Raw genomic sequence first — 16,807 nt, 5'->3', positions numbered from 1 at the left:
ATATTATCCAACTCATTCTACAATTTCATATTTAAAGACGCAGCCGTTCCTTCTATTTGCATCAGGTCCTTGACAGTCAACCGAATAAGGACTTCCATCACTAGGATGCTTACATACATAACGCTGAGTTTTAAGAGATAACAACATACACTGACCTCTCAACATATCTTGCCACATAAAATCTTCAGCTTTATCTCGGTCTGCTGTAAGGCGCAGATCACCGGAAAGTCCGGCACCGGCGACATAGACATAACGTCCATCAGCACATTGCAAATTAATCACTCCATTTCCTTTATCTATTACAATGAATTTTGAACGATCGCCCTTGTAATCATTTGAAGAAATCCAGGTACTATAAACCATACCGTGGGACATTGCATACATTGGATTACCATCTGAAAGATTGAACAATCTTATTGTTTTCCCATAAGGGATATTACCAGAACGATCTGCTAATGGTTCTTCTACTATAAAATCATCAAAATCTACATATCCACCGTCTTTTAAAATCGTATTATATGCATAAAGCGCATAGCGTACGCCTTGAAAAGTTTTCAACTGATATGAAGTAATAATTGTATCACCAATATTTGTCCAGGATTTGTTATCAAGCGAATATGAATACTGCACCTTACTCTCATCATAATTACCCCATAACCTCAACCATATTAGTTTATCATTTAAGTCTTTCTTTATCTCCTTATTATGACTCTGGTCATACCATCGTAAGAATAACTTGCTTTTTTGTTTTATTACTCCCAGCAAAGCACTTGGTGCATTAATAATTCCAAGACCTGAATTATCTCCATCCTTAAGTTTCGATACATCCATTTTTACGGTAACTATTGATACAGGTCCTATAGCGCGTTGAGTAAGAGAATTCTTTGCTAATAACAGTTGTCTGGCAGCCATCGTATGTAATCTCAAGACTCCTCTTTTCTCAGTTAGAGACCACTTTTGATCATCTGGGTTATGGTTCCATTGCCAAACAGGCTTCAAATCCTTACTGCTGAAATCATCCGATCTATCATAAGGAGCTGTAGGAATATTGATTGAGCTATTCGGTTTAAACCAAGTGCGAGGACTACGCCCAAGGTTTTTTTCCAAACCGAAATATGGCCATCCATCAACCCAAGTTATTGGTGATAAACATGTAGTTCTCCCTACTGCATTAAAATCTTGCATTGATATACCCCACCATTTACCATCTTCGGCCTGTACTATTCCACCTTGGTGTATAGTAGAAGAGAACAATGTATTCTCTGAAGGTTTATTTTGTACAAATTTGAACCCATCTTCAGGTATGAGGCTTCCCAAGCCAACATTTCCAGTCGTCCATGAAGCAGAATACCCAAAAGATTCACGCTCGCTTATTACACAAGTTTCATATGGACCATAAATATTCTTTGACCTGGCACATTGCATACGTCCCATCGGAGAATAATCAGCAGATATTATATAATACATTCCATTGATTTTATATATATGATGCCCTTCACCCATTGCATTTCCTTCAGGTATTATTATCTTTTCTGTACCCTCTATTGGTCCACTGAGATCAGATTTCAACTGTGTGCATGTTACATTGCCATATTTATGAATGGCGTATATTTTACCATCATCATCAAAAAGTATTGATAAGTCATAAATATTACCATTAATATGTTTATGTATCCACGGCCCTTTTATATTATCAGCAATATAAACCTGTAGTCCATGTCCATTTATATTTGAGAACACATAGAATTTTCCTTTATTATAACGGATGCAAGGAGCCCAAATACCTTGTCCATATACATTTTTGCCATTGCGAAGATTAAAATCAGGCGAATTATCATCAAACCTATTAAAACAATATGAACAAAATTTCCAATTTACTAAATCAGTAGAATGCAGTATTACTATACCCGGAACACAGTGCATCGTAGTTCCTGCCAGATAATAATCTTTTCCAACGCGGATAATATCAGGATCAGAAAATTCATCATAAAATAATGGATTTGTATATGTACCATTCCCATTGTCAGCACTCCACGATTTTTGTTTTGGAAAATCTGATTTTGATTCAACAAGTACGTTATTGAATGAGAATAACACTAATAAAATAATAAATTTTGTTTTCATCTATATCTTTTTAAGGATCACTCTAACTTATAGCTAATAATTTTGATACAAAGTAACATAAAAATATACGAAGATACAATATTTATTGTTACATATATTTCTCTATACAAAACATAAATTAATATTTAGCCTGATTATAGGGGTTGGGTAAAACTTTTAGTATTAAAAATTATACCACGATATGATATTAATTCAATATAGCTATCGCAAAACAGAAAAAATATTTAAAAAGTAAAATTCACATCCCTCTGGTACAAAAAGACTTAAACGCATGTATTACAGACATTTAGTTACGGGGAGGTGAAAATTTCACCTCCCCGAATTTTAGACCTTTACAATGGTTATTGATGATCATCATGCTACATCTTTGAATGATCAAGCACTTGGGGGTAATTTTTCAATAACTTTCAACTTCTGTTTTAAAATAAATGCAATCCATTCTATAGACGTCATAAGATAATATGAATATTTTTGTTTATATTTTTTAAATCAATATATAAAATTGACATAAATACAAATTACAACTTTAACGCATATAAAAGCATCATTTATGATGTTAAAAAAGTAATAATGAGATACCAATACAATCTAAATTGATGACTAAATCAACTTAGATTGATTACCAATTCAAGTTAAGTTGTATACCAATTTAATTTAGATTGGTCATTACCTGTACTAGTTTAACTGCCCCCAAAAAAACCGAGGAGGTGGATTTTTCACCTCCCTGACATTAACACATTTATTATAAGCAAGTTATATTGTTTTTATCAACGGGGAGGTGAAAATAAAATTCCAGATACTATTACGTATCTGGAATAAAAATTATAGCAATCAGAACAGGAAAGTAAATATTTTATCATTTTGCCAATAGCCGATATACCCCTCCTACCTTAGTCTGCAAATCATATTCATATACTTCCTTTAGTTGTGGTGCTTTTGTCTCTACAATAGGTGAAACAATTGGTTTCTTACCTCTTGCTCTATAGAATAAAGGATTAGTATTTTCACCTTCTGCTATTTTCAACCCTTTCGCTGTTAATGGTACATACGATCTTATACGTAAATTACCTCCGATTTTAGACTTTACATTAATCTCTGAAACTTTATTGTCTATCCATTTCATTGAAACTTCGAATCCCCCTCTGGCCATAAGTCCATTCACGCTACCGGTCTTCCACATATCAGGGAGGGCAGGCAGTATTTGAACAGCACCATCATGGCTTTGCAATAGCATTTCTGCTACTCCTGCTGTAAAACCGAAATTGCCATCTATCTGGAATGGTGGATGAGCATCAAAAAGATTTGGATACATTCTTCCATTCGGATATTCTCTCATTTCTTTGTCACTTGGTAATATATTCAAAAGACACTTTATAAGTTTATAAGCATGATTGCCATCTAACAGGCGAGCCCAAAGGTTTATTTTCCAACCAATGCTCCATCCTGTTGCCTCATCTCCACGCTGTATAAGAGTGTTTCTAACTGCATTAAAGAGCAGGGGTGAATGGTAAGCTGATATCTGATTACTTGGGAATAGTCCATAAGCATGCGACACATGACGATGATTGTCTTTAGGATCGTCTACATCTTCAAGCCATTCTTGAAGTTGTCCATATTTACCTATCTGCATAGGTGCAAGCATAGATAACTGATTTTTTAAACTGTCTTGATAAGATATTGGACCATTTAGCAACTCTGTAGCGCGCAATGCATTATTAAGTACATCAAAAGCAATCTGATTGTCCATAGTACATCCGGCAGTTACTGATGAAGAGCCGTTTGGACCATGCTCAGGTGATATACTAGGACAAGTTACCATCCATCCGTACTTAGGATGCTTTACCATCGCTGTAAGATAAAAGTCAGCTGCGCCCTTCAACTGTGGATATATATCTGCAAGATATGATTTGTCTCCATTGAACAGATACCTTTGCCAGAGATGCGTACTTAACCATCCGGCACCATTAGGCCACATACCCCAAGTGGCACCGTCTATCATTCCTGTACTTCTCCATATATCTGTATTATGATGAGCAACATAACCCTTAGCGCCATACATATCTACAGCTGCTTGTCTACCTGTAACACTTAGATCTTTTACTAAATGTATCAAAGGCTCTTCTGTCTCTGCAAGGTTAGTAACCTGAGCAGGCCAATAGTTCATCTCTGTGTTTATATTTATTGTATACTTCCCATCCCATGGAGCATTCAAGTTGTCATTCCATAATCCCTGGAGATTTGCGGGTTCACCACCCGGCTGAGAAGAAGAAATAAGAAGGTATCTACCATATTGAAAAACCAAAGCAACTAGTGAAGGATCATTGCTCTTTTGAAAATTAGCTAATCTCTCATTTGTAGGCTGGTCTATCTTATTAGTTGAAGGTAAATTAAGAGATACTCTTCCAAACAATTTTCTATAATAATTTGTATGAGCTATCAGAGCTTTACTAAACTCCTTATTCATACTATTTGAAAGTAATGCTACCGATTTTTTAGCTTCATCACCACTTACGTCTTTATAATTTACGAAATTTGTTGCCGTAGAGACATACAATACAACATCAGATGCCTTACTTATTGACATAGTAGAGTCTGTCATAGCGATCTGTCCACCTATGCACTTTACACCTGTTGTGGTCTGAACCCTTATTTTACCTTCTACTCCTTCGTGGCTAAGACATTTCCCTTTCATAATAAGAGTTTTACCATTATACGAAGTAGTATGCGGAAGAGGCGATATATAACTAGCCTTTAATGATATTGCATTTGCCCTATCAGCTGATATATGAATCATTACTACATGATCTGTGAATGATGCAATAACCTCTCTTTTATATGTAACTCCATTAACCTTGAATAAAGTAGTTGCTACTGCTCTATTAAGATCCAAATCTCTATAATAAGATGAAGGTTTATCGGTGAAAGGAGATTGCAAGATCAAACTGCCAACAGTTTCATATGGCATTCCATTCTGTCCTGTCATGAAATAACTATTTATCATATTCTCAGCATGATGAGTATCGCCTGAAAATATCAGACTACGTATCTTCGAAAGTGTGTCAGGAGATATTTTTCTTGCGTTATTATATGGAGAGCCACCCCATACGGTATTTTCATTAAGTTGTATTTTCTCATATCCAACACCTCCGTAAACCATAGCTCCCATGTGTCCATTACCAACAGGCAAAGCTTCTTGCCATATTGAAGCAGGACTATTATACCATAATTTTAAATTGGAAGAGAACATTAATACCGGTATTGCAGTCAGTATTAAGAAAAATAGTAGTTTTCTTTTCATATTGCTTTTTGTTTTTTCATATTCTGATTGCAAATTTATAAAAAATAATCAAAACAATAATATAAGAATGTTACATTAATTTGTTATTATGTATCATAATAAAAATAACTTTATATATGTACTAATTCGTATAGTATTATGCTTATTATAGTATGTATAAATTTATATCATAACAAATAACACCAGCAATAAGATTTATTTAAAATCAAATGCCAGTGTTATAATCTAGTCAATTATAATATTATGTATGAGTAATCTATAATAAAATTATTAATCTTATTTTATTACCACACATTTTTTATCTATAATATACACGCCACTCTTCAATACTTTTTTAGCCTCTTCTCTACTTATTTTAGAATAGAGAAGCATTCCCGATAGATTATACACATTTACAGGCTTATCCGTTAAGACAATAGGTTCTATACCTGTAACAGGACTAGTTCCATCATTACTTAAGAAGATGTCCTTTATAGAAATCTCTCCTCCGCCATTTGACCAAAATCCCATTATATATATATGAGAAAGGTTCAAGGCTGTAGAAGTTCCATCTTTAATCAATTTTGAAAGTTCTATCTTAATTGTTGTATTACTGCCTATATCAACCATTGCAGGTTTACTCCAATAAGAATTTTCATCAAAAAGGCGGAAAGAAGCGCCTGTATTCTGGGGTTTATTCATTTCAATTACGATATACTTACATGATGACAGATCTATGCCATTCGTGTATTGCCATCCTCCAAATCCCCATTGTCCGGTTACAAGCGTATGAGTTGATTCATCAAATGTTCCAGTTGCATATATACTTGGATTTATGCCATCAGAAGTAAGCGGAAACATTGATACATAAACATTTAAATCTACAGATATACTATTCCCGACCTTATCTTCGTAATTAGCAGTCATCTTTGTTGTACCTTCCCCAAGTGGAACAAGTCTGCCGTTTACGACTTTTACTATGTTATTATCTGAGAATGTATATTTTGCTTCAGAACTTACATCGGCAGTATGCCCGTCTTTATACGTAGCCGTAAGGGTAAATGACTGAGAAGAGCTAGGTAAAAGTGTAAAAGAACTTTTATTTGCTGATATTGACGAAACGGTAAGATAATCACTAGAATATGGCACAAATGAGTTATCATAATACTGATCTTCCGAAAAGTCTCGTTCTGTAGAGAACCAATCTACATCTACATATCCACCTTCTGCTTTAGTAGCATAATTAAATATACAAAAACGATTACCAACAAATACAGACAAGTCATATTTCATATCGAGATCTTGACCAAATTTTGTATACGTGACGTTATCCAGACTATAATAGAATGAGGCTTTTGATGTAGCAATATCAGCTATTGCCCGCAAGTATATTATAGAATCGCAACTAATAGCAGTGTTATATTTCTTATTGTCTTCTGTATTGGTCTGCACAAGGTTCAAGGCATTGCCAGACTTATTAACAGCAATATATGCATAAGGATTTTGGAATACTGCTACACCGGCCATATCACCATCTTGCATTTTACTGATATCCATACGTATCGTACCATACGAAGGTACGGTCTTGTCATGGTAACCCATAATGCGTTGAGTAAGTGTATTACGAGCTTTTTGCAATGAATCTGTTACACCTGATGTATATAACCTTAGCCTACCGGGTTTATCTAATAGCGACCATTTTGAGTTATCTGGATTATGATTCCACTGCCACTGATTTCCTAATATATAATTTCTGAAATTATCATTAGTTGGCAAATATGTTTTATCATAGTCTTTGCCTACATTTGGCTTATTATATGTACCGGCATCTGTACCATTATTACCTATTACAGGCCAATCATCTACCCACTTTACAGGTTCAAGGTATGGCATACGCCCAAAAGAGCCACAGTCTTTCATTAGCATTGTCCACCATTCGCCACTTTGCGTTTGTATCATAGCTCCCTGATGAATATCGTCACAATCAAAGACTTCCTTTTTTTCATATGGTCCAAATACATTTTTAGAACGGAAACACCACTGAGTTGCCGGCCATGCACAACAAGTTGAATAGATATAGTAATAACCGTCTTTCTTAAAGAAGTGGCTACCTTCCAAGCCATCAAATCCACCATCAACATTAACCTCCTTCACAGATGAGAAGTTATCATCTAACTGTACTACTTTCAGGTTTGTATTTCCACATACTACATAGACTTTTCCATCTTCATCAAGTAACATGCCCGGATCATAATAGCCTTGGGATAGTCGTGTCATTGTCCATGAACCTTCAGGATCAGTTGCTGACAACAAATAGCCTCCAGCGTCATCACCTTTGCCAAAGGCATTAAACATTATGTAAAATTTTCCGTTCTTATACATAAGACTATTAGCCCAAGAACCCTTTGAATAGATATTTTTACCATCCTCCAGATTATATTCCGGATTCGAAGACATTTTTGTTAATGGGTTGCTACAATAGCTCCAATTTACCAAATCGTTTGATTTAAGTAACGTACAGCCGGGAAAATTATGCATAGTAGTTGTAACCATATAATAAGTGTCGCCTACTTTTACTACATCCGGATCAGGAAAATCAGCTTGTATTACCGGATTTGTGAATGTGCCATCTCCATTATCCGCAGAAGACTGATAAGTAAAATCTTTATGTGGATAGTTTGCTTTTGCATAATCTTTATACCAATGATAAGTAGGCCAAGGGCATGCTTCTGGATCTGTTAAGAAAGTATTTCCATTACCTGGATCATCTTTAAAATTAGCCATTAACTCTGCTGAGGTAAAAATAAGCCAACTAACATTACCTGAATCATCTGCTATTTTTTTAAAATTAGCTCCAAAACCATTCCCTCCAGCGGTACCTGTAACACCTTTACCCCAAGACGATTCATATGATTTCGGTGCCCAATCCATCTCTGTGACTACTATAGGTGCAAAATTTGAAACAGGTGTTATCTGTTTATCCCAACCGGCTTTGAAATTAGCATAATTTACGTTAGGAGTATCTTCAGAACCGCTATTGTACCATCCGGGATAACAATGCACGGCATAACCGATATTTGATCCTTCTATAGGATACTCAGCAAATCCTTCATAGTTAGCCTGATAAGCCAGTCCCGGTATTAAGACAATGTTATTACAATTACTTCTAATCGTATTTGTTATGCTTTGAAAATAGTCCTTAAGTTCTTTAAATCCTGCCGTTGAACCATCTTTACCACATATCTTAACGGGTTCGTTTGCAAGTTCAAACATAATATTTGGATTATTTTTTATGTACGGATCAGCCGAAACATAATTCCAGACCTTTATCAAATATTTTTGATAATCATCACCAACGGATATTGAGTCAGGACAGACTCCCGGAGGACGCATTATAACATATAGCCCTTTACTTATTGCATATTTAGCCATAGGCAAAAATACACTTTGAAAGTATTTTGTAAACCTATCATAACTGAAAGCAGATATATCGCTTTCACCTTTTGTCTGCATTCCAGGAGTATTTGACCAATATGGGTCCATATGAAGACGGATAAAATTAACATCCCATCCAGCTGCAAGAATTTTGTCTATCAGCCCTTGGTTATAACTTAAACATCCATCAACATCATAATTATTCCATTTAGTTCCTTTCTCGTTAAACCATGGACTATATGTCTGTGCAAAACCATGCAGATTGACTATATTTCCCTGATTATCTTTGAAATAGCGCCCATCAACGTGCAGACGTGGTATAGGCATACCTATCCAGGCGCACACTGACAAAGGAGCAAAAAGGAATATTGTGTATAAAAGGTATTTTAATAATTTATTTCTCATAATTTTAAATTTAAAAAATAAGGGGAAGACTTCACAGACTCCCCCTTATTATCGTATAACTATTTCATTATAAAGTGCTGTTTATTCCGCTGGATAAACGACTTTTCCTGCTAAACCGTCAGCAAAGCCTGCATAGGCACGCTTACGATCGTATTTGCCATTCCATAAACCAATTGGTTCATTAGCACGCCAAGCTCCTGTAGTAGATGGGCTATCTGTTTGAGCCCATTGTGCAATACCGTAACGTTGAGCTGCCGGTACATTATCAAAATATGCTTTAACTATAAACTGATAAAATGCAGCTTGTTCTTTCATCTGTGCATCTGTAACATTAGGTGTAAGAACCTTATTTCCATTAGCATCAAGGATACCCATATCAAGTTCTGATATACGAACTAGCTTCTTAGTAGCAGCCATAATCTTAAACATATTTACAATAGCATCTTCCTGACTTTTCTGCTTAATCGGATCCTCATTATAAGATACATGCATCTGAGTTCCAATACCATCTATTTTAGTCGTGCCATCAGCTTCCCATTTGCCAATCCAACTAATAAGACTTATCAATTTTTGATTGTGATCCCAAAATGTTTCCAGATTATAATCATTAATAAATAACTTTAAGTCAGAAGCGTTTCCACCAGATTCTACAAAATACTTACGAGCATCAGCTACAGCTGTACGCACATAGTCTAAATCGCCCATATAATCCTGCCAGTAGAAGTTTGCACTAGCATCATTATCAGAAACAGTGCCACGTGTAGCAGACTGTAAATCATAGAAACCGTCACCATCTTTATCTACACCTGATAATGGCTCATTGACAACATCCCAAGCTTTAACATATCCTTTACAAGCATTCATCATGCCTTGTATCCAGTTACCCATGGCCCAAGTAATAGTATCTTTTTTCTCTTGATCTGTAAGAATTTTTGTTGGTATCACACCATCTATGGCATAAGTAAAGTTTAAATAACTTGGCTTACTATAACGGGAAATATCATTATTATCAAAATTAGGATTTACTATAAGATTAGTACTACTGCCATCTTTAGTAAGTGATATATTATCAAGATACAGACTTCCATTTAATTGTCCAAATTCATAAGATAACTTATCAATTGGTTTATCAGGTGTAAATGTGATACTATATACGCCCCATTTTGTACCTACTGAAAATTGTGGATTTAAATACATTGTACCAGCAGAACAAGAAGGCCAAAACCACACTGTAGTTCCCGGCGATGATTTTGCGCTAAGACTTAATGTATAGCTTTTTCCAACTTCCAATGGAGAATCAAGATTATAAGTTATGCCCCAATCCCACGGATTAGGCTTAGTTCCAACAGAAGTAGTCGTTATATGCATATATCTTTCCGAGTTAGGGACAAGACTATTCAGATACTTGTTATTCTGTTGTGAATGCCATGCTAATGTATGGCCAAATATAGAAACGTCTGCATCTTTGGCTGTAGAGACAAATTTTTTAACAGCCCCGAAGTCCATATTTCCATTATCGGCTACGCAAGAACCATACTTCATAGCATTACCCGCTGTTATCTCATCAAAGTTTCCAACAGTTAATGCATAAACGGTACCTTTACTACTAAAATCACTCGCATCAACACCAGTTCCTAGTTTGAAATTAGGATTAGCAGTACGGTCTACATATTTTTTTAGTACATCATAATTATTCAGATAGCTAAGCTTTACCAAGCTGTCGGATTTACCGACAGCTGGTGTAAAGTCTAATGAATTATTATCCGCACAGGAGGCAAAAGCGACCAAACTTATCGCTCCCAGTAAGAATTTATTGTAATATTTCATGTTAATCATTAGTTTAACGGTTAATTTGATTTATATACCGGTGCCAGTAGTTCCATTCCTGTTATTCCGCGGTCACGAACTACTAAAGTATCTTTAGTAGCTGTAACTTTACCACTTGCAGCAGTTACATTATAATCTAAATAGATAGCGTCTCTGTCTAGGTTTCCCCAAGCTTTTTTCTCTCCATCTTTAACAAATGTTCCTGTACCGGTTACTGTATATCCATCTGTAGCAGAAGTAACAGTACATTTATTATCGTCAGTGAAAGTAATAAGTAGGTTACAACTAGAACTGAACGGGTATAACACTGTCTTTAAAGAGTTCGTTGTAATTTTAAACAAATCATCTTGTTCTACAGTAGCTTTATGACGAACTATTGTACTTGTAGCTCCATTTTCTGTTACTAAATCTACACCTCTACGCAAATATGTGCCAGCCCATGGGTTGATATATTTAACACAATACAATACATAATTCTGTGGTTGTACATCCCAATCACTAGAATTAGTAAGAACTGGATGAGGAGATGTTACCTTAGCCTTACCAACTAGAATAGAGTCTGCACCTGTTACTTTTGTCATACGCAAAGGTATCACATATGTATTCTTGATAGAACTAGGGTCTGCAAAAAAGGCATCAGTAAATTGAACCTTAACAGCGCCATTCATTGTACCATTCATAACGATCTGGTTACCCAATAATGAATAATATGTTGATGGCATTGGTTTAACCGGTGTTTGACCATCAGATAAATACAGATTATCACAAAGTGAATTATCAACTGTAACATCAATAGAAACTGTTCCTTTATTAGAATACATACCACTTAACACAGCATATATTTCACACTGATGGGCATTATCTAAATCCGTATTATAGTTTTCATCTTGACCAAGACATAATGTACGAACAGGATCTTGGTAACCAAAATATACAGCACTGTGACCATAATTAGGGAATTCGTTATCCTGATTTTCACAAGATTGAAACATAGATACGAATATGCCAAGTGCCAATACTGGTATTAATGATTTTCTTTTCATAATGATTTTATTAAATTAATAGTTATTTTCCCCAACCATGATTCTGCTGCAGGTTTGTCCATTTTAGAGTTTCACTGTATGGGATAGGACCATAATACATATAATCCTCATAATTCCTTGTTTCAACCGGTACGTTAGTATAAGTGATAGTATTATCATTTTGTTTATCAATCTGCATACCGTTAGCAGTTTCATTAAGTTTTGCGAGATCAACCTTCCAACGACGTAAGTCATAGAAACGGTGGTTTTCAAAACAGAGTTCAAGACGGCGCTCATTACGAATAAGTTCACGCATTGCATCTTGATTTGAAGTGTTTTTGATATTCTCCAAATAAGGGTCTCCGTTATTTACACCAACACCTGCACGAGTCCGGATTGCCTTGATAACATCATAAGCACTATAAGAATGAGTTCCCTTACCTGTAGGTCCCCAAGCCTCATTAGCAGCTTCTGCATAATCTAAGAAGATCTCTGTATATCTGATACGAGAATCGTAATGTAACTGTTTTGTTGGGGATGCAGAAGTAACATTACAGTCAGAGCGTAAAAGTTTACGAAGATAATATCCTGTACGAGTAGAATATCCACTCTCTTTATCTTTAGCATCATAATTTGTGCCATAAGTAGCAGTTGTTATTACAGCACTACTTGATCCCTGTGTACTTCCATTAACAACAATATATTTTGCCAATCTCGGATCACGATTACTATATGGGTCTGAAGCATTATATCCACTGTTTGTCTTATCTGATATTGGATATCCATTAGCCATAGGGAATGCATCAACGAGATTCTGAGTAGGATTTATTCTACCCTTGCCCTCCAATGAAGGCGGGAAGTTAGAAGTTTCCAAATCATTACCACTTCCGATATCTCCTCTCCAAATAATTTCTTTAGGGTTAGAACCTTTATCAGTTTGAGCAGCTGTAATCTCGGCAGCATTATCACTACTGTACCATGTTAAACCTGTTGGAGCCAGTCCGGAGACTCCACCGATGTTGTCAAGAACAACAGCAGCTCTGTCGGCAGCATCTGCCCATGTTACAGTTGTACCTTTATTATAAGCAGGACTTGCAGCCAACAGTGTTGCTTGAGCTATAATTGCATTAGCTATATTACCACACATTCTACCTCTAACGATTGCACCAAACACGCGATTATAGTCACTTGCTTTTGTTATACCCATAGCCTGATATTTGGCTGGAACATCTGCATCGTGTGCAAGATCGTTATACGTTAATGGCAAATGAGATTCTGCACGAGTGGCATCGACTATTATACTGTCAATACAATCTTGGAATGAATTTCTTGCTACATTAAAGTCTGATGCAGGAGTTTCTGAATGAGTTAGAATAGGAACGCCCAACAGTTTACCGCTATCATCCCAACCACCATGGGCTTGCAATAAATAAAACATTTGCAACGCACGCAATCCATAAGCCTCAGCTTTAAGACGCTCTTTAAACATAGCAGCTATGGTTGGATCGTTTGCCCACTTTACACTATCTGCTCTCTCCAGGAATAGATTGATATATTGAATGGCATTTCTACGTGCTTGCCATTGTGACATAGGATCGGAGTTTGCAGCCCATGATCCTGTAGCCATTTTAAGATAATCGCTAGTTTTATCGTTTGTAACTGCATCATCAGTTGCTACATCACTATTTGGAGTTGATGAATAAGGCAATAAGACATATGCATTTGCTAATATTCCTTGAGCATATGACGGTTCTTTATACATTGCATCAAGACCTCTGATATTTTCTATAGCAGGAGTGAATATATCATCACATGATGTAAGCAAGGGCAAGAATGCCAAAAGCTTAATTATATTTTTGATCTTCATAATTTTAATATTTATTAGAATGTAACATTAACACCTAAATTATAGAAGCGATACTGAGGAGCACTACCGACATTCATCTCTAATATTTTACGTTCTCCTGAGAATGTCAATAGATTAGATCCACTTACATAAGCAGAAACACCACTTATAAAGAAGTTTTCAAACCATTTTTTAGGTAAATCATATGTTATCTGTACTTTTGCCAAGTCAAAGCGATCTGTTGAATACAACCAGAATGTTGAATTTTGGAAGTTATTATCGCTTGTTCCTGTTGTTAAGCGTGGATAAGTTGCTGTTGACGCTGTTGCTTCTGTCCAACGACCAAGCACTGCTTCTGAATATTTTCCGTCACCATATACCCACCAATAAGAGTTATTCTTAAATGCTTTAGCACCATAATTTCCGGTACATAATGCGAAGAATGTGAAGTCTTTGTATTTTGCAGTTAAGTTGATACCTAAAGTAAATGGAGAACCATACCAACCACCTTTGCCAAGATATACCTGATCTTGGGCATTAATGATTCCATCACCATTCTGGTCTACGTATTTTATGTCACCTGGTTTGCAAGTACCATAAGACGACTTTGGCGATTTTGCGACATCAGCCGCATCAGAATAAAATCCATCGCTAACTAATCCCCAAAGACCATCAAGAGGTTTACCAGTTCTGTTCTGATAAGAATCAGCATAATTTTCATCACGTTGTGTAGCCTTTGATGTATAGTACATTCCTGTAACGCCCAAAGATAAGCCAACTTGTCCAACTTTCTTATTCAAGTTTACTCCAAAGTCAAATCCTGTTCTTTTATCTTTATTGTAGTTAACGTATGGAATAAAAGACGCACTTGGATAATATGTTGAGAAATAACTTGGATATATTGTTGAAGGCTGTATTAAACCACCATCAATAACATTAGTAAAGAATGATGCTTTTGCCTCAATCAAGTGATTCAATAATGAAGTCTGCATGCTTACAGAGAATTCTTTACGCTTTATAAATCTTAAGTCAGGATTCTCACCTCTTTTTACATTAGTGGATTTTTCTAAAGTACCATCTGCCCAGCTCCAATATGCACCATCTGCCTGAGTGTAATTTGCTTCGTATAAATAGTAATTTTGAATATCTGTATCACTATTAAGTTCACTAAGAGATGCGCTTAACGTAAGTTCATCAACAATAGAAGAATTCTTTAAGAAATTCTCGTTCTTAAGTTTCCAACCCAATGTTGCAGATGGAGATAGGGCATCACGGTGTCCAGGAGCTAATTTTGCAGAATGAACTAATGCGGTTCCAATTTGTGCAAAATATTTTCCTGCATAATTGTAATCAAGTTCCAATCCAAGATTAACATTGCTTGTTTTATGGTATGTGCCTGATAATTTTGTCTGATATCCTGCACCAATCAACATTGCTTTTATGTTATGTACTTTATTAATAGTTGTATTATAGTTGAACTGGCTAGAAAACATTATTGTCTGATTATCAGAACTTCCACTTACATTTTGAGTTCCTGATTTTTTATCATTATTAATTTTTGTAAGACTAGATATTACATCAGAACCATTGTAATTACTCCAATTAGGAGTATATACAGCATATGTATTATTATATGCCGTAGTGTAGGCTGTAGCATAATCTATTGCGAATTGTGTTTCAAAAGACAATCCTTTCAAAACTTTAGCTAAATCAAACTTCAAACCTGCATCAAACTGGAATTGTCTGCTTGTGTATTTTCCATGGCCACCTGCACACATGTCTGCAATAACATTTGTTTGGTCTATAGTAGTTCCACTAAGAAAATTCCCATTAACAATATTCAGACTATTATTCATATATATCCAAGAAGCCGCTGAGTTAGGATCTATAGAACTTGTTGGGATTAACGGGCTTAAACGATTTGGGCGGAATGTTGCAGCTGTACTCCAGTAATTAGAGCTGGAGTTTGCAGTACTAACATCATAGAAAGATACGTTACTATGAATATAAGCAGAAATATAGTCATTCAGGTTCAAATCAATATTACCACGAATGCTCAACCTGTCTGTTCCATTATTTTTAGCCTCACCAAAATTAAAAACATCATCAAGATGATAATAATTGATATTAGCATAGAAACGTGCTATTTTACTACCTCCGTTTATTTCCATATTAGCTTCAGATCTTGTATAACATTTATTTATATAATCTGAAGAATAAAAATCCAAATTAGGATAACGATAAGGATTTTCGCCACTTGAATAGTTATAAATATCATTATCTGTATATAATGGTGTAAGTCCGTCATTAGCACGAGCTTCATTATATAATGACATATATTGTGCTGATCCTAAATACTTTGGGTAACTCTTTGCTGCAAATATTCCGACATTACCACGAGCTGATATTTTAAGATCACCAATATTTCCCTTCTTTGTCGTGATAAGAATAGCACCTTTTGTAGCACGGCTACCATAAAGAACTACTGCTTGTGCACCTTTTAAGAAAGTAACTTGATCAATTTCTGTAGGCAATATATTATTAGCGTCACGAGGCACCCCATCAACTAAAACGAGATAACCATCAAGCCCCCACATTGTAGATCCATTCCAACCATCTATATATCCCTGAAGATTATCAAGACTATAAGTGTTATAGTTCTTCTTAGTCAGTTCTTTGTAATCTAAAACAGAGACTCCACCAAGCAATTCGCTCTTTTTGACTTTCTGAAAGGCCACTTGAACCATTTGGTCTTTCGGATTATCAATTGAGTCTTTGCCATCGGCATTAGTTGCCGCATTTAGGGTAAATGGCAGGCAACTCAATGTCGCTCCTATTATTATATTTTTATTTATATGTTTCATTGTTATA

7 protein-coding genes are annotated in these 16,807 nt (G+C 35.6%); all 7 read right to left on the bottom strand.

What is annotated here, in order from left to right; genetic code table 11:
- Nucleotides 1–12: 12 nt before the first annotated feature.
- The 7 genes from XYLOR_RS00595 to XYLOR_RS00565 all read right to left on the bottom strand — a co-directional run bounded on the left by XYLOR_RS00595 (nucleotide 13) and on the right by XYLOR_RS00565 (nucleotide 16,800).
- Entirely contained in the window at nucleotides 13–2,124 is a 2,112-nt protein-coding gene (locus XYLOR_RS00595; protein WP_036876055.1) for a glycoside hydrolase family 43 protein, read from the bottom strand.
- Nucleotides 2,125–2,980: 856 nt separating this feature from the next.
- Nucleotides 2,981–5,422, bottom strand: a complete 2,442-nt coding sequence (locus tag XYLOR_RS00590; RefSeq protein ID WP_036876054.1) for a glycoside hydrolase family 95 protein — start codon at nucleotides 5,420–5,422, stop codon at nucleotides 2,981–2,983.
- Between the two features lie 276 nt (nucleotides 5,423–5,698).
- Entirely contained in the window at nucleotides 5,699–9,241 is a 3,543-nt protein-coding gene (locus XYLOR_RS00585; RefSeq protein ID WP_036876051.1) for a family 43 glycosylhydrolase, read from the bottom strand.
- Nucleotides 9,242–9,322: 81 nt separating this feature from the next.
- Nucleotides 9,323–11,068, bottom strand: coding sequence for an endo-1,4-beta-xylanase (locus tag XYLOR_RS00580; RefSeq protein WP_036876049.1), 1,746 nt, complete (start codon nucleotides 11,066–11,068; stop codon nucleotides 9,323–9,325).
- A 20-nt stretch (nucleotides 11,069–11,088) separates the two neighbouring features.
- The gene (locus tag XYLOR_RS00575; protein WP_036876046.1) at nucleotides 11,089–12,111 is read right to left on the bottom strand and encodes a DUF5627 domain-containing protein; all 1,023 of its coding nucleotides are present in this window, start codon (nucleotides 12,109–12,111) and stop codon (nucleotides 11,089–11,091) included.
- A 22-nt stretch (nucleotides 12,112–12,133) separates the two neighbouring features.
- Nucleotides 12,134–13,957: a RagB/SusD family nutrient uptake outer membrane protein gene (locus XYLOR_RS00570; protein ID WP_036876044.1), complete on the bottom strand. Its 1,824-nt coding sequence runs from the start codon at nucleotides 13,955–13,957 to the stop codon at nucleotides 12,134–12,136.
- Nucleotides 13,958–13,971: 14 nt separating this feature from the next.
- Nucleotides 13,972–16,800 (bottom strand): SusC/RagA family TonB-linked outer membrane protein, encoded by a 2,829-nt coding sequence (locus XYLOR_RS00565; protein WP_036880413.1) that lies wholly within the window; start codon nucleotides 16,798–16,800, stop codon nucleotides 13,972–13,974.
- Nucleotides 16,801–16,807 lie beyond the last annotated feature (7 nt).

Origin of the sequence: Xylanibacter oryzae DSM 17970, from assembly GCF_000585355.1 — a bacterium.
Lineage (GTDB): Bacteria > Bacteroidota > Bacteroidia > Bacteroidales > Bacteroidaceae > Prevotella > Prevotella oryzae.
This window is presented reverse-complemented; position numbering and strand designations above follow the sequence as displayed.